The sequence below is a fragment of the Youngimonas ophiurae (nom. illeg.) genome (assembly GCF_049803795.1).
Classification (GTDB): Bacteria; Pseudomonadota; Alphaproteobacteria; order Rhodobacterales; family Rhodobacteraceae; genus Thalassobius.
Genome location: NZ_JBNAGJ010000005.1, coordinates 54,706 through 69,007, shown reverse-complemented (window position 1 = coordinate 69,007; position 14,302 = coordinate 54,706). Strand labels below are relative to the sequence as shown.

The 14,302-nt window shown below is 60.7% G+C and carries 17 protein-coding genes; 12 read left to right on the top strand and 5 right to left on the bottom strand.

Annotated features, from left to right (window positions below; translation table 11 throughout):
• Positions 1-22: 22 nt before the first annotated feature.
• From ACP15O_RS12135 to ACP15O_RS12110, 6 genes are all read left to right on the top strand, one after another.
• Entirely contained in the window at positions 23-883 is an 861-nt protein-coding gene (locus ACP15O_RS12135) for an ATPase (RefSeq protein ID WP_425096366.1), read from the top strand.
• Between the two features lie 49 nt (positions 884-932).
• The gene (locus ACP15O_RS12130) at positions 933-1,886 is read left to right on the top strand and encodes a homoserine O-succinyltransferase (RefSeq protein WP_425096365.1); all 954 of its coding nucleotides are present in this window, start codon (positions 933-935) and stop codon (positions 1,884-1,886) included.
• A 25-nt stretch (positions 1,887-1,911) separates the two neighbouring features.
• Positions 1,912-2,850 (top strand): alpha/beta fold hydrolase, encoded by a 939-nt coding sequence (locus ACP15O_RS12125; RefSeq protein WP_425096364.1) that lies wholly within the window; start codon positions 1,912-1,914, stop codon positions 2,848-2,850.
• 45 nt (positions 2,851-2,895) lie between these two features.
• Complete coding sequence (ppk2, locus tag ACP15O_RS12120; protein WP_425096363.1) at positions 2,896-3,765, top strand: polyphosphate kinase 2; 870 nt, start codon at positions 2,896-2,898, stop codon at positions 3,763-3,765.
• Positions 3,758-4,378: a TetR/AcrR family transcriptional regulator gene (locus ACP15O_RS12115; RefSeq protein WP_425096362.1), complete on the top strand. Its 621-nt coding sequence runs from the start codon at positions 3,758-3,760 to the stop codon at positions 4,376-4,378. Before ppk2 ends, ACP15O_RS12115 begins: the two co-directional genes overlap by 8 nt.
• 239 nt (positions 4,379-4,617) lie before the next feature.
• Positions 4,618-5,271: a hypothetical protein gene (locus ACP15O_RS12110; RefSeq protein WP_425096361.1), complete on the top strand. Its 654-nt coding sequence runs from the start codon at positions 4,618-4,620 to the stop codon at positions 5,269-5,271.
• 174 nt (positions 5,272-5,445) lie between these two features.
• Here ACP15O_RS12110 and rpsI read toward each other — a convergent pair whose 3' ends face one another.
• The 3 genes from rpsI to ACP15O_RS12095 form a co-directional block, all read right to left on the bottom strand.
• Entirely contained in the window at positions 5,446-5,931 is a 486-nt protein-coding gene (gene rpsI / locus ACP15O_RS12105; RefSeq protein ID WP_425096360.1) for a 30S ribosomal protein S9, read from the bottom strand.
• Between the two features lie 3 nt (positions 5,932-5,934).
• Positions 5,935-6,396 carry a 50S ribosomal protein L13 gene (gene rplM, locus ACP15O_RS12100; protein ID WP_425096359.1) on the bottom strand — a complete coding sequence of 154 codons (462 nt, stop codon included), beginning with the start codon at positions 6,394-6,396 and terminating at the stop codon, positions 5,935-5,937.
• A 169-nt stretch (positions 6,397-6,565) separates the two neighbouring features.
• Positions 6,566-7,942, bottom strand: coding sequence for an aminotransferase-like domain-containing protein (locus ACP15O_RS12095; RefSeq protein WP_425096358.1), 1,377 nt, complete (start codon positions 7,940-7,942; stop codon positions 6,566-6,568).
• Between the two features lie 97 nt (positions 7,943-8,039).
• Between ACP15O_RS12095 and ACP15O_RS12090 the strand changes: the two genes are divergently transcribed.
• Entirely contained in the window at positions 8,040-8,273 is a 234-nt protein-coding gene (locus ACP15O_RS12090; RefSeq protein ID WP_425096357.1) for a DUF1127 domain-containing protein, read from the top strand.
• A 52-nt stretch (positions 8,274-8,325) separates the two neighbouring features.
• Here the strand turns inward: ACP15O_RS12090 and ACP15O_RS12085 are convergent, their stop codons facing one another.
• A complete protein-coding gene (locus tag ACP15O_RS12085) occupies positions 8,326-8,748 on the bottom strand; it encodes a PaaI family thioesterase (RefSeq protein WP_425096356.1) in 423 nt (140 codons plus the stop codon).
• A 57-nt stretch (positions 8,749-8,805) separates the two neighbouring features.
• Between ACP15O_RS12085 and ACP15O_RS12080 the strand changes: the two genes are divergently transcribed.
• The 4 genes from ACP15O_RS12080 (at position 8,806) to gluQRS (ending at position 13,281) form a co-directional block, all read left to right on the top strand.
• Positions 8,806-9,591 (top strand): enoyl-CoA hydratase, encoded by a 786-nt coding sequence (locus tag ACP15O_RS12080; protein ID WP_425096355.1) that lies wholly within the window; start codon positions 8,806-8,808, stop codon positions 9,589-9,591.
• Between the two features lie 124 nt (positions 9,592-9,715).
• Positions 9,716-11,020: a cytochrome-c peroxidase gene (locus ACP15O_RS12075; protein ID WP_425096354.1), complete on the top strand. Its 1,305-nt coding sequence runs from the start codon at positions 9,716-9,718 to the stop codon at positions 11,018-11,020.
• A 41-nt stretch (positions 11,021-11,061) separates the two neighbouring features.
• Positions 11,062-12,405: a methylenetetrahydrofolate--tRNA-(uracil(54)-C(5))-methyltransferase (FADH(2)-oxidizing) TrmFO gene (gene trmFO / locus ACP15O_RS12070; protein WP_425096353.1), complete on the top strand. Its 1,344-nt coding sequence runs from the start codon at positions 11,062-11,064 to the stop codon at positions 12,403-12,405.
• Between the two features lie 3 nt (positions 12,406-12,408).
• Complete coding sequence (gene gluQRS, locus ACP15O_RS12065; RefSeq protein ID WP_425096352.1) at positions 12,409-13,281, top strand: tRNA glutamyl-Q(34) synthetase GluQRS; 873 nt, start codon at positions 12,409-12,411, stop codon at positions 13,279-13,281.
• 9 nt (positions 13,282-13,290) lie between these two features.
• Here gluQRS and hisI read toward each other — a convergent pair whose 3' ends face one another.
• On the bottom strand, positions 13,291-13,668 hold the full coding sequence (hisI, locus tag ACP15O_RS12060; RefSeq protein WP_425096351.1) for a phosphoribosyl-AMP cyclohydrolase: 378 nt from the start codon (positions 13,666-13,668) through the stop codon (positions 13,291-13,293).
• 48 nt (positions 13,669-13,716) lie between these two features.
• Here hisI and ACP15O_RS12055 point away from each other — a divergent pair, with 48 nt between their 5' ends.
• On the top strand, positions 13,717-14,169 hold the full coding sequence (locus ACP15O_RS12055; RefSeq protein ID WP_425096350.1) for an iron-sulfur cluster assembly scaffold protein: 453 nt from the start codon (positions 13,717-13,719) through the stop codon (positions 14,167-14,169).
• Positions 14,170-14,302 lie beyond the last annotated feature (133 nt).

The following is a 14,302-nucleotide window of genomic DNA, read 5'->3' as shown; positions in this document are numbered from 1 at the left end:
GGCGCGTCAAGGATCGGAACCCATGCTCTATACCTCTGCCCAAGACTGGCTGAACGCCACGCATAAAAAGATCCTGTTCTTCGGGATGTCCGGGCTGGGTAAGACCTATCTTTCGAACATGCTGCGCGATCAGGGCGACTGGTTTCATTATTCAATCGATTACCGTATCGGGACGCGCTACATGGGCGAATATATCGCCGACAACGCTAAGCGCGAGGCGATGAAAAACCCCTTTCTGCGTGAGTTGCTGATGTCGGATTCGATTTATATCGGCTCTAATATCACGTTTGAGAACCTGACGCCGGTGTCCTCGTATCTGGGCAAACCGGGGGATGAGGCCAAAGGCGGGCTGCCCTATGCCGAATATACCCGCCGTCAGGCGCAGTTCCGCACCGCTGAAATCGCCGCCCTGCTGGATACCCCCTATTTCATCGAACGGGCCGGGGCTTTGTACGGCTATCCGCATTTCATCTGCGATACCGGCGGGTCGATCTGCGAATGGGTGAACCCTGCCGATCCGGATGATCTGGTGCTGAAAACCCTGTCGGAACATACGCTTATGATCTGGATTGAGGGGTCTGAGGCGCATACTGCCGAACTGATCCGCCGCTTTGACCGCGCGCCCAAGCCGATGTCCTATCAGCCCGCGTTTCTCGAACGGGCCTGGGCCGAATACCTGGATCAGAAGGGCTGCGATGAAACGCAGGTAGACCCCGATGATTTCATCCGCTGGACCTATGCCCAGGCCCTGGCGCATCGTCAGCCGCTCTATGCGCAGATGGCGCAGAACTGGGGCGTGTCGGTCAAGGCCGAGGAAATCGCAAAGGTGAAATCCGCCCAGGATTTCGACCAGTTGATCGCCATGGCCCTTGAGCGCCGCTGATCCGCGTCCTACCTTCCCTGTCTATTCTTACCTTTCGGAGGCCAATCCAATGCCCATCAAACTTCCTCATGATCTGCCGGCCTATGACGTGCTGACGCACGAGGGCGTGATGGTCATGTCCGAAGAGATGGCCCAGCATCAGGACATCCGCCCGCTGCGGATCGGCCTGCTGAACCTGATGCCGAAAAAGATCCAGACGGAGAACCAGTTCGCCCGCCTGATCGGCGCCACGCCGCTGCAAATCGAATTCAGCCTGATCCGGATGAGCGAGCACCAGGCCCGCAACACCGCCGCCGATCACATGGCCAGTTTCTATCGCACCTTCGCCGAGGTCAAAGCCAGCGGTCAGAAATTCGACGGGCTGATCATCACCGGCGCCCCGATTGAACATCTGCCCTTCGAAGAGGTGACCTATTGGGACGAACTGCGCCAGGTGTTCGACTGGACGCAGACCCATGTGCATTCCACCTTTGGCGTCTGCTGGGGCGGCATGGCGATGATTCACTATTTCCATAATGTGCAGAAACATCTGCTGAACGAGAAGCTGTTCGGCTGCTACCGCCACATGAACTTTGCCCCGCAAAGCCCTTATTTACGTGGATTTTCTGACGACATGATCATGCCCGTCAGCCGCTGGACGGAAATGCGCCGCGACGAGATCGAGGCCGCCGGTCTGCCTATTTTGCTGCATTCGGATGTGGTGGGCCCCGCGCTGGTCGAAGACCCGGCGCACCGGGCAATCTATGTGTTCAACCATCTGGAATACGACAGCGACACGCTGAATCAGGAATACCAGCGCGATCTGGCCAATAATCAGGTTGAAGGTGCCGAAATTCAGATGCCTTTCAACTATTACCCGCAGGACAATCCCGAAAACCCGCCGCAGAACCGCTGGCGCAGCCATGCGCATTTGCTCTATGGCAACTGGATTTCCGAGATCTATCTGACAACGCCCTATGATATGGATCAGATCGGATCGGCCTCGACGGATTGGCGAAAGTAATAGGTTAACTTTGACCCTTATCATATTGGGATCAATTGTAATTCTATTTGGCTCGCTACACGGGGCAACCCTGTGGCGCGCCGCCCGTCACGAGGCCCGCGCCATCCGCAGCCACCCGCCCGAGGGCCAGTTTCTGACCGTTGAGGGGCACAGGTTGCACGCCGTGACAATGGGCAGCGGGCCGGATCTGGTGCTGATCCACGGGGCCTCGGGGAATGTGCGGGATTTTACCCAGGGGCTGGCCCAGGAGCTGGCGCAACGCTACCGAGTGATCCTGTTCGACCGGCCCGGCCTGGGCTATTCGGACCCGATCAACCGGACCGGCGCAACGATCCGTCAACAGGCCGAGATTCTGTCTGCCGCGGCCGCGCAACTGGGGGCGACGCGCCCTATCGTGCTGGGCCAGTCCTATGGCGGCGCGGTGGCGCTGGCCTGGGCGGTGCATTGCGCGGATCGGATCTCAGGCCTGGTGCTGGTGGCGGGGGCCTCGCAAACCTGGGACGGGCCGCTGTCGCGCTATTATCGCACGCTGTCGCACCCCTGGATCGGCCCTTTGGTGATCCCCTACCTAACGGCCTATGTCCCCGATTCCGTGGTCACCGCCGAGCTGGAATCGATTTTCACGCCCCAGCTGCCCCCCGCAGGCTATAGCGCCCATATCGGTGCCGGCCTGACCCTGCGCCGTGCCTGTCTGCGCGCCAATGCCCTGCAACGCGCCAATCTGAACGGGGAAATCGCGCAGCTTGTGCCTCTTTATCCGCAGATACAAACCCCGACCGAACTGCTGCACGGCAGTGCCGACATGATTGTCGGCCTGCCCATCCACTCGGAACCGCTGGCCCGTCAGATTCCAAAGGCGCGGCTGACCGTCCTGCCGGGGATCGGCCACACTCCGCAGCATAACGCGAAACCTCAGGTCATTGCCGCGATTGACCGCGCGGCGGCGCGTGCCGGATTGAACTAAGCCGCGCAGACCGCCATATTGTATTGAAAACAAATGGAGAGGCCCATGGAGCTGCCCTTTGACGGTGCGATCAGCGCTTTCTATGAAAATGACGCCCCAGCCGAGGTGCGCAACGCGATCAAACGCGCCGAAAAGGGGGATATCCTGGCGCCCAGCTATCCGCATTCGGAAAAACTGGCGCGTAAACCCTATGAAAAGGACATGGAGAAGCTCCAGGTTGAGCTGGTCAAGCTGCAAAGCTGGGCCAAGGCCACCGGCCAGCGCATTGCCATCGTGTTCGAGGGCCGCGACGCCGCTGGCAAGGGCGGCACGATCAAACGCTTCCGCGAGAATCTGAACCCCCGCGGCGCGCGTGTGGTGGCGCTGTCCAAACCCTCGGATACCGAACAGACGCAATGGTATTTTCAGCGCTATATTGATCACCTGCCAGCGGGCGGCGAGATCGTCTTCTATGACCGCAGCTGGTACAATCGCGGCGTGGTGGAAAAAGTGTTCGGGTTCTGCTCGGACAGTCAGCGCGCGCATTTCTTTGCCCAGGTGCCAGATTTCGAAAAAATGCTGGTGGATGAAGGGATTATACTGTTCAAATTCTGGCTGAACGTGGGGCGGGCCGAGCAGCTGAAACGGTTCCTGGCGCGCGAAAGCGATCCTTTGAAACAGTGGAAGCTCAGCTGGATCGACGTCGAGGGTCTGAAGAAATGGGATGCCTACAGCGCCGCCATTCGCGAAACGCTGGAGCGCAGTCACACTCAGGCCGCGCCCTGGACGATCATTCGCTCGGATGACAAAAAACGCGCCCGTCTGGCCGCGATCCGCCATGTGCTGCAAGCGATCGATTACGACCGCAAAGACAGCAAGGCCATCGGCCCGGTGGATGGCTCGATTTGTGCAGGTCCGGATATCTGGGATGCCTAAGAAACGCGGATATCATCACGGCAACCTGCGCCAGGCCCTGGTCGAGGCGGCCCTGCTGTTGATCGAACAAAAAGGCCCCACCGGATTCACCCTGTCCGAGGCCGCCAAACAGGCCGGCGTGACCCCGGCCGCCGTTTACCGGCATTTCGAAGGGCGCGACGATCTGATCGCCGAGGCCGCGCGCCAGGGCTATGAGATTTTCGCCGACGTCATGCAATATGCCTATGACAAGGGGCAACCCTCGGCGCTGGCTGCGTTCGAGGCCACGGGACGCGCCTATCTGGCCTTTGCGCGCAAATATCCCGGTCACTATATCGCGATGTTTGAATCCGGCATTTCCGTGAATCGCACGCCCGAGCTGGCCGCTGTCGCGCATCGGGCACGCGGGGTTCTGGAAAAAGCCGCGGATGATCTTTCGCAGCATATCCCCCCTGAAAAACGCCCCCCCGCGGCGATGTTCTCGGCGCATATCTGGGCGCTAAGCCACGGGGTGGTCGAGCTTTATGCGCGCAACTCGCCGGGCACCCAGACGCCCTTCCCCCCCGAAGATCTGCTGGAAACCGGCATCGGCGTGTATCTGCGCGGGCTGGGCCTTATCTCGCCCGACAAATGATCAAACTGTGACAATGCGCGCCTAATCTTTTAGCACGTTACAAACTCTTCATATTAAAAGCTAATTTTGCCATTTACCCTTTCTGCATTGCAGCGTTAAGAGGTTTTTGCGACGACCGAGCAGGACAAAGGCACAGAATCAGAGTAAAACGCTCAGGTTCCGGCCCCTTACCCACCTAAGGTCCGATTCAATCGGATTTGAACCAGGCAACAGTCGGACACTCAAACGAATGATACGCTATGAAGGGACATCGTATGTTCACCCAAAAATCTCTGGCAGCCGCTGCTGCTATCGCCCTGCTGCCCGTCGGCGCATTCGCTGGCGAATTCTCGGCCACCGCAGGTTTCGAAGCTTCGGTCGATTTTGACAGCGACTTTGACTCCACTGGCGATGCTGTTGAACTGAGCCTGGGCGGCGAATACACCGCTGGTGGCTTCTTCGCTGGCCTGACCTTCACCTTCGCCGAAGCCGGCGGCGTTGACGAGCTGGAAACCGAACTGGCCCTGGGCTACGGCGGCGACATCACCGACAAAACCTCCTACGAGGTTGCTCTGTACGGCTACTGGTACGACGACAGCGGCTACGACACCACCGAAGCCGAGCTGGTGCTGAGCCAGGCGTTCTCGGACACCGTTTCGGGTTCGTACACCTACACCTATGACATCGAATCCGAAGACGACTACCACGAGGTTGCTCTGGAAGTTGCAGTCGGCGACTGGACCGTTGAGCCGGTTCTGGGCACCGACGGTGACGTGACCGCATGGGAACTGAACTTCGGCTACGGCTTTGAAGGCGGCGTTGGCCTGTCGATCGAATTCTCCGACGATGACTCGGCCGGTTCGGACCTGACCACCTCGATCGTGTTCGATTATGAGCTGGACCTGCTGAGCTAATCAGCCAAGACCAAATCCGCGTTTCCAATCGCGCGGATATACGAAAGGCGGGTCCCTCGGCCCGCCTTTTTTACGTCTGCGGCCCCGATGACACCAGAAAAGGACGCCAAAGCGCAACAGAAAAGGGCCACCTAATCGGGCGGCCCTTTGCCAAATTCCGAAAGAAGCGAAAGATTAACGCTTCGAGAACTGGAACGAACGACGCGCTTTGCGCTTACCGTATTTCTTACGTTCCACAACGCGGCTGTCGCGGGTCAGGAAGCCAGCGGCCTTCAGCGCGCCACGCAGCGAGGGATCGTACAGTTGCAGCGCCTTCGAGATACCGTGTTTCACAGCACCGGCCTGACCGGACAGACCGCCGCCCTTGACGGTGGCGACAACGTCGAACTGATCGTCAACACCGGCCACACCGAAGGGCTGACGCACGATCAGTTGCAGCACGGGACGCGCGAAATAGGCGTTCATTTCCTTGCCGTTCACGGTGACTTTGCCCGAACCGGGCTTCACCCACACACGAGCAACAGCGTCTTTACGCTTGCCGGTGGCATAGGAACGGCCCAGCTCGTCACGGACGGGCTCACGGGGGGCTTCGACTTCGACAACGGTTTCAACACCAGTTGCGGCGGCCAGGTCTTCCAGCGAATTGATTTGATCGGCCATTTATCAGCTCCGGGTGTTCTTGGAGTTCATGGACTTGACGTCCAGAACTTCGGGGTTCTGCGCTTCGTGCGGATGCTCGGCGCCGGCGTAGACACGCAGGTTGGTCATCACTTTGCGCGACAGGCGGTTGCCCGGCAGCATACGCTTGACGGCGGCGGTGACCACACGCTCGGGATAGGCGCCTTCCAGGATCTGACCGGCGGTGCGGTGCTTGATGCCGCCCGGATGGCCCGTGTGCCAGTAGTATTTCTTGTCAGTGCGCTTTTTGCCAGTCATCTGGATTTTGTCAGCGTTGATGACAATCACGTTGTCGCCCATGTCCTGGTTCGGAGTGAACGACGGCTTGTGCTTGCCACGCAGACGCATGGCGACGATCGAGGCAAGACGGCCCAGCACCACGCCTTCGGCGTCGATGATGATCCACTTTTTCTCGATGTCTGCCGGAGTAGCAGAGAAGGTTTTCATCGCGGGATTACCCTTGTTCAGTTGCGGAAACGGGCAAAACGCCCCTATCCAAATTCGATTGCGCGGTTATATAGGGCCTGAAAACACAGTCAAGCCACGCAAGCGCGTATTTTGCATTCGTTTTCAATGAGTTAGAAAATAGGTATTCAAATACCCCACAAACTTCACCCTAAACGGTGAATTCCTCGCGCGGATTGTCCAGAAGCTGACGCACCTGAACGATTCCGGCCTCGTAGCGGGCAATATCCACCTGCCCGTTCACCGCCAACCGCACCGCATGAGGCGCGCGGGCGTGGCGCAGGACGAATTCCTCGGCGCTTTTGAGGATCACCCCCTGCGATTCAGCCGCGCGGATGAAACTGGCGGTACGCCAGCCTTCGGGCAGGGAAATCCACAAGAACGGCACGTCCTCTTTCCAGACCACGTTATGCCCGCCCAGATGATTGACCGTCAGGCGGACCATCTCATTCATCCGCGCGCGGGATTTGGCGGCGATACTGCGCAGGCGCGGGTCGTTCATGAAGGTCAGCGTCACCTCGGACAGAGGGCGCGACAGGCCAAAGAACGCATAGGTCGCGCTGCGGGCCAATTCGTGCACCCGTTCGCGCGGCGCCACAACATAACCCACACGCAAGGCCGGGGTCAGCGCCTTGGACAGGGACGACACATACCAGCCCAGCCCCGGCACCAGCGAATGATAGCTTTCGGCCATATGCGGCCCGATGACATAGCAATCGTCATCCAGAATGTTCAGCCCCAGACGCGCGGCCATATTGGCGATTTCCCGGCGGCGGCGGCGCGAGGTCGCGCCCAGCGTGGGGTTATTCACCTCGGACGAGGTACAAAACAGCTGCACCCCCTGCTCGCGCACCGCATCCTCCAAAGCCGCCACAATCGGCCCCTCGGAATCGCTGGGAATCCCGACAACGCGGGCACGGTTCAGCTCGGCGGCGCGGCGAAACCCCGGATAGGTCAGGTTTTCAACCGCAATGGCCGGGTCCGGCCCGCGCAAAACCGTCTGCATCACCAGCAGCAGGGCATTTTGCGCACCATGCGCCAGCACCATATCCTCGGCGGTGAAATTGCCGATGGGCAAATCATCCATCCATCGGCGCAAGGCCCGGCGCAGGGGCAGATCCATCCGGCGATCCGGGTAGTTCAGGAATTCCTCGGCGTGCATGGCATCGGCGGTGCTGTGCATCGCGTCCCGCAGCAGCGCGCTTTGGCCTACATCCGGCAGCAACGGGCTGCGCAGGTTCAGCACCTGGGGCCAGGCCACCGAGTCATCCACCTGGGTCGAGGTTTCGGCCACAAAGGTTCCGCGTCCGACCCCCGCCTGCAAGACCCCCTCCTCGGTCAGCACGGAATAGGCCCGCGCCACAGTCCCCGGCGTGATGGACAATTGATACGCCAGCTCGCGCACGGGCGGCAATTGCGCCCCGCTGCTCAGATCTCCGGCCGCCACGGCGCCGCGAATCTCGTCCGCCAGCGCTTTGTACTTAGATCGGCCGGCCTTACTCAGATCCGGGACCCAATTTGTACCCATAACAATGTTTTCCTAGACGGTTTGTACCAATTGATTGTATCTCTTTCCTCGTAGCATTCCCGCTAATTTGTGTCAATACAATTGAAGGATTTATCCAATGTCACAGCAGCAAGCCCTGCTCGCCGCACACGTCATCACCTACGATCTTGGCTATCCGGCGCCGATCGTTGCCCGCTGGGCGGTGGCATTTGCGGTGACTGTGACAAAGTGGGACAGCCGACATCGCACCCGCAAAGCGCTGCGCCATCTGTCTGACGCGCAGCTAAAGGACATCGGCATCGAACGTGACGTGGCTTATACGGAGGCCCGTCGCCCATTCTGGCGCGCGTAACGACCCCGTCCGCGACAGAATGTACTTGGCCGGGGCATGTCCCCGGCCTTTTTTATCGCTGCGGCGGAATCGAATAGGTCATCGAGGCCCGCGCCACCGGCCCCGCCACCCCATCCGAATAGATCAGCACATCACCAACCGCCAGAACACGCCCCAATTTCAATAGCTTGCACTCGGCCACTAGATCCCGGTCCGCCGCCGGTTTGCGCATGAAATCCAGGCTGCAATTGGTGGTCACCGCCAAAGCCTGCGGGCCGATCATCGCCAGAACCGCCAGATAGATCGCGCAATCGGCCAGCGCGAACATGCTGGGCCCCGAGACCGTCCCCCCAGGCCTGAGATGCTTATGCGCAATCGGCATTCGCAGGCGCAGCGTCATCTCGCCCACCGCATCAATGATGAAATCCTCATTCACCTGCGGAAACGCGCGGGCCATGAACTCGGTCAGATCCTCGGCTGACATTTTTACCGGCATTGCTTTCCTCCCTCTCCTGTTCGTCCTAGAGTTGCCGCGAATGGTGAGGAGGACAAGATGGCAATACTGGAACGTCACGACACGGGTGCGATCGCACATTTACGGCTGAACACCCCCGAAAAGCTGAACGCCCTGTCAGATGAGATGCTGGCCGCATTGCAAGGCCAGTTCGATCAGCTTGCGCAGGACAGCACGATCCGGGCGGTGATTCTGTCCGGCGCGGGCAAGGTTTTCTGCGCGGGCCACGATCTGAAACAGATGACCGCGGGCCGCCAGGCCGAGGATGGCGGCAAGGCCTATTTCAAGGATCTGTTCGACCGCTGCACCGCGATGATGCTGTCGATCCAGAAAATGCCGCAGCCGGTGATTGCCCAGGTGCACGGGATTGCCACGGCGGCGGGCTGCCAGCTGGTGGCCTCGTGCGATATGGCCGTCGCGGCCGAGGGCACGCGCTTTGGTGTGAACGGGGTCAATATCGGCCTGTTTTGTTCGACTCCGATGGTGGCTCTGTCACGAAACATCCCGCGAAAACAAGCCTTTGAAATGCTATCGACCGGCACGTTCATCCCGGCCGAGCGCGCCGAAACCCTGGGCCTGATCAACAAGGTCGTACCCGCCGATCAGCTAGAGTCCGCCACCCAGGATCTGGCCATCAAAGTGGCCGAAAAACTGGGGGCCGCCGTCAAAATCGGCAAACAGGCGTTCTATACCCAACTGCAAATGCCGATGGATCAGGCCTATGAATACGCGGGCGATGTGATGGTGCAGAATATGCTCTATCGCGACACAGCCGAGGGCATCGCCGCCTTTTTGGAAAAACGCCCGCCCGATTGGCAGCAATAGGCCGCGAAATCCGCGCTCTGGCGGCGTTTTTGCGTGCTCGTTTCCAATTCGCATCTTATTGTTTTCACATTTGCCACTTTTCTGCCGCAAACGGCTTTGCTAAGGAAGGGGTGAAGAGGAAATGATGAACCTCTTGATCATGCGCGCATGGGTCACCGCCGCAGTCGTCTCTCTCTCGGCCAGCCTCTCTCTGGCCGCCGACCTGCCCGAGCAGGTGACCCACGCCGCCTTCCCCGAGACTGATGCAGATCTGGCCCGGCTGGGCCGCGATCTGTTTTATGATCCGATCCTGTCCGGCAATATGAATATCTCTTGTGGCACCTGCCATCACCCCAGCCTGGGCAGCGCCGACGGGATGTCCCTGTCGATTGGCGAAGGGGGTGCCGGGCTGGGGGACAGACGTCAGATTATCGCCGGACAAGAGCCCCCCGCCCGCATCCCGCGCAACGCGCCTGCGCTCTGGAACCTTGGGGCCTATGAGTTTTCCACCATGTTCCACGATGGCCGGGTCGAGCTGGATGACAGCGCCCGTTTCGGGCTGCGGATGCCCGAGGATCGCCCGCTGGAACGCGCGCTTGGATCGCCTCTGGCCGCGCAGGCGATGCTGCCGCCGCTTTCGCCCGAGGAAATGGCCGGGCAGCCGGGGGAAAATGCCGTTGCCGACGCCGTTGCGCTGGGGGATGCGACGCTGGCCTGGGCGCTTCTGGCGCGGCGGGTGAATGCACTTCCTGAATATCGTCAACGGTTTACGCCCCATATCGGAGAGGCCCCGGTGCATTTCACCGACATTGCCACCGCCCTGTCCGAGTTTATCAGCTTCGAATTTCAGGCCATCGATTCCCCTTTTGACCGGCACCTGCGCGGGCAAGAGGCCCTGCACCGGAACGCGCAAAGAGGGCTGGATCTGTTCTATGGCCCCGCTGGCTGTGCGGCCTGCCATGCCGGGCCCTTTCAGACGGACCACGGGTTTCACGCCATCGCCATGCCGCAGCTGGGGCCGGGCAAGGATCCGGGGCATTACGGGGATCGCGGTCGGTTTCACGTGACCGCCGCCCCCGAGGATCGCTATCGGTTTCGCACGCCCTCTTTGCGCAATGTCGCGCTCAGCGCGCCGTATGGTCATGCGGGGGCCTTTGCCACGCTTGAATCCGTCATCCGTCACCACGCGCAGCCCGTTCCCAGCCTGATGCGCTATGACCGCACGCAGGCGCGGCTGCATGACTTTCCTTTTGCTGACTGGCAGGCTCTGGACGATCAGAACGAACGCATCGAGATCGCCGCTGCGTCGGAACTGCCCGACACCCCCCTCTCTGAGGCCGAGATCGCCGATCTGGTCGCGTTTCTGAACGCGCTGACCGATCCCATCGCCGCCAGAGGCCGCCTGGGAATCCCCGAATCCGTGCCCTCGGGCCTGCCGGTCGATCGCTGACAGGGCTTTTCAAACGCGCGCGCCTGCCCTACATCGCGGCCATGGAAAACACTCTTCATATCGTTGGCGGCGGCATGGCCGGATCCGAGGCCGCCTGGCAAGCGGCTAATATGGGCGTGCAGGTGGTCATTCACGAAATGCGCCCGCAGGTCGAAACCTTTGCGCACCGGACGGGCAATCTGGCGGAAATGGTCTGCTCGAATTCGTTCCGCTCGGATGACAGCGAACAGAATGCCGTGGGGCTGCTGCACTGGGAAATGCGCGCCGCGAACGGGCTGATCATGGCCATGGCCGACCGTCACCGCCTGCCTGCGGGCGGCGCTCTGGCCGTGGATCGCGATCCGTTTTCACAAAGCGTGACCCAGGCACTGATGGACCACCCCAACGTGCGCGTCGACTATGGCGAGATCACCGAATTGCCCTCTGAGGGTCATTGGATCATCGCCACCGGGCCGCTGACCTCCACCGCTCTGGGGGCCGCGATTCAGGCCGAAACCGGGGCCGAGCGCCTGGCCTTTTTCGACGCCATCGCCCCCATCGTCTATGCCGAAAGCATCGATATGGATGTGGCCTGGCTGCAATCGCGCTATGACAAGGGCGACACCGAGGAAGAGCAGAAAGCCTATCTGAACTGCCCGATGACGCGCGATCAGTACGAGGCCTTCATCGACGCGCTGCTGGCCGCCGACAAGACCGAGTTCCACGAGGGAGAGACCGCCGGCTATTTCGACGGTTGCCTGCCAATCGAGGTCATGGCCGAACGCGGCCGCGAAACCCTGCGCCACGGACCGATGAAACCCGTCGGCCTGACCAATGCCCATGACCCCGAAAACAAAGCCTATGCCGTGGTCCAGCTGCGCCGCGACAATGCATTAGGAACGCTGTATAACATCGTGGGGTTTCAGACAAAAATGAAATACGGCGCCCAGACCGATGTGTTCAGAATGATCCCCGGCCTGGAAAACGCCTCCTTTGCGCGCCTGGGGGGGATTCACCGCAATACCTTCCTTAATTCGCCCACGCTGCTGGACGATCAGATGCGCCTGCGCAGCCGTCCGAACATCCGTTTCGCCGGCCAGGTTACCGGGGTCGAAGGCTATGTGGAATCCGCCGCGATGGGCCTTCTGGCCGGACGTCTGGCCGCCGCTGAAATTCTGGGCAAGCCGCTGGACACCGCGCCTCAGGACTCGGCGATGGGCGCGCTGATCCATCACATCACCGGCGGGGCCGAGGCCAAGACCTTTCAACCGATGAACGTGAACTTCGGCCTGTTCCGCCCGGTGGATGGCCTGAAAGGCGGACGCCGGGGCCGCAAGGACCGCTACAAAGCCTACACAGATCGCGCCAAATCCGTTTTCAAACAATGGCTTGAAGGCCAAAATTAATCCATGATCACCCGGTTCGCCCCCAGCCCAACCGGGCCGCTTCATTTGGGCCATGCGTATTCGGCAATGCTGGCGCATGACATGGCGCGCGCACAAGGCGGGCAATTCCTGCTGCGGATCGAGGATATCGACCAGACCCGCGCCCGCCCCCATTGGGAGGAGCAGATCTACGAAGATCTGACCTGGCTGGGCATCACCTGGGACGCGCCGGTGATGCGTCAATCGGACCGGCACGAGACCTATCGCGCTGCCCTGCAAACGCTGTGGGATCAGGGTTTGCTCTATCCTTGCAGGTGCAATCGGCGCGATATTCTGGCCGCCGCCTCGGCCCCGCAGGAAGGTGCGGAACCGGCCTTTGGCCCCGACGGGCCGATCTATCCGGGCACCTGCCGACACCGGCACATCGCCGGGGCCCAGCCCATGCCCACCGAGGCCGCGCTGCGGATAAACCTGGATAGGGCGTTGGCGCGGTTTGACAGCCTCTCCGATCTGTTTTTCGAGGAAATGGGCGACGTTACCGACCACCAGCCCACGCGCATTCACTTCCGCCCCGAAGCCCTGAAATCCGAGGTTGGCGACTTCATCGTCTCGCGCCGTGAATTTCTGGGCTCTTATCACCTGAGCGTCGTTCTGGACGATGCCGCCCAGGGAATTACCCATGTGATCCGGGGCGCAGACATCTTTGAGGCCACCAAAATTCACGTTTTTTTACAAGGACTTCTGGGTCTTGGAACGCCGACCTACAACCACCACCGCCTGATCCGGGACGCGGCGGGAAAACGTCTGGCCAAACGCGACGATGCCCGCGCGATTGCGAAATACCGGGCAGACGGAGCCTCGCCCGGTGACATTCGCCGGATGGTCGGGCTGGCGTAGCGATCTGGCCTAGGTTTCAGGGGCCATCAGTTCGATCTCTTCGCCATCGCGCACCGCAGTATAGAAACAACTGCGCCGGTTCGTGTGACAGGCCGGGCCGGTCTGCTTGACCACCACCAGCAGGCAATCCCGATCGCAATCCACGCGGAAATCCACCAGTTCCTGAACGTGGCCGCTGCTCTCTCCTTTGATCCAGAAGGCCTGTCGCGAGCGGCTCCAGTAAGTCACTTTGCGCGTCTGCAAGGTGCGGGCGACGGACTCGGCGTTCATCCAGGCCATCATCAGGATTTCCCCGGTCTTATGATCCTGCGCAATCGCCGGGATCAGACCTTGGTCAGTGTATTTCAGCGTGGCGGGGTCGAAGGACATGGGATAAACCTTTTGCATCTGCGAAGTGTCCCCCTATCTATGCCACAGACGGATAAAGGAAAAGCCATGAGCGGTGAGACCGACCTGATCAAGCTGTATTCCGCGCGCATTCTGGCGCTGGCGGCGGACATCCCACATGAAGAACGGCTCGAAACCCCCGATGCGACGGTCAAACGGCGCTCGCCTCTGTGCGGATCGACGGTGACGGTGGATATTCAGGTTGCAGATGGTGTGATTTCGGCGTTTGGCCAGGATGTGAAGGCCTGCGCGCTGGGGCAAGCTTCGGCGGCGGTGGTGGGAGGCAATGCGATTGGATGCAGCCGAGCCCAGATCGAAACCGCGCGCGACCAGCTAAAGGCGATGCTAAAGGACGATGGCCCCACGCCGGCGCCACCTTTCGACGGGCTGGAGGTGCTGCGCCCGGCCCGTGAATACAAGAATCGTCATGCCTCGATCATGCTGACGCTTGAGGCCACGCTGGAAGCGATGGACAAGGCCGCCGAGACCGCCTGCGCCTAAAAAAACCGCCGCGCTTCGGGACGAAGGCGGCGGGTCAGTGACGATGCTGATCGGACCGGAAATTCGGAAGAGGCAACAACCGAAAGCGTGGGGACAGGCTGTCCGGCACCCGCATTTGGGACAGATGGGCACC

Coding starts and splice junctions, on each gene's coding strand:
- ACP15O_RS12135 (WP_425096366.1), top strand. CDS start 23: ATGCTCTATACCTCTGCCCAAGACTGGCTGAACGCCACGCATAAAAAG.
- ACP15O_RS12130 (WP_425096365.1), top strand. CDS start 933: ATGCCCATCAAACTTCCTCATGATCTGCCGGCCTATGACGTGCTGACG.
- ppk2 (WP_425096363.1), top strand. CDS start 2,896: ATGGAGCTGCCCTTTGACGGTGCGATCAGCGCTTTCTATGAAAATGAC.
- ACP15O_RS12115 (WP_425096362.1), top strand. CDS start 3,758: ATGCCTAAGAAACGCGGATATCATCACGGCAACCTGCGCCAGGCCCTG.
- ACP15O_RS12110 (WP_425096361.1), top strand. CDS start 4,618: ATGAAGGGACATCGTATGTTCACCCAAAAATCTCTGGCAGCCGCTGCT.
- rpsI (WP_425096360.1), bottom strand. CDS start 5,931: ATGGCCGATCAAATCAATTCGCTGGAAGACCTGGCCGCCGCAACTGGT.
- rplM (WP_425096359.1), bottom strand. CDS start 6,396: ATGAAAACCTTCTCTGCTACTCCGGCAGACATCGAGAAAAAGTGGATC.
- ACP15O_RS12095 (WP_425096358.1), bottom strand. CDS start 7,942: ATGGGTACAAATTGGGTCCCGGATCTGAGTAAGGCCGGCCGATCTAAG.
- ACP15O_RS12090 (WP_425096357.1), top strand. CDS start 8,040: ATGTCACAGCAGCAAGCCCTGCTCGCCGCACACGTCATCACCTACGAT.
- ACP15O_RS12085 (WP_425096356.1), bottom strand. CDS start 8,748: ATGCCGGTAAAAATGTCAGCCGAGGATCTGACCGAGTTCATGGCCCGC.
- ACP15O_RS12080 (WP_425096355.1), top strand. CDS start 8,806: ATGGCAATACTGGAACGTCACGACACGGGTGCGATCGCACATTTACGG.
- ACP15O_RS12075 (WP_425096354.1), top strand. CDS start 9,716: ATGAACCTCTTGATCATGCGCGCATGGGTCACCGCCGCAGTCGTCTCT.
- trmFO (WP_425096353.1), top strand. CDS start 11,062: ATGGAAAACACTCTTCATATCGTTGGCGGCGGCATGGCCGGATCCGAG.
- gluQRS (WP_425096352.1), top strand. CDS start 12,409: ATGATCACCCGGTTCGCCCCCAGCCCAACCGGGCCGCTTCATTTGGGC.
- hisI (WP_425096351.1), bottom strand. CDS start 13,668: ATGCAAAAGGTTTATCCCATGTCCTTCGACCCCGCCACGCTGAAATAC.
- ACP15O_RS12055 (WP_425096350.1), top strand. CDS start 13,717: ATGAGCGGTGAGACCGACCTGATCAAGCTGTATTCCGCGCGCATTCTG.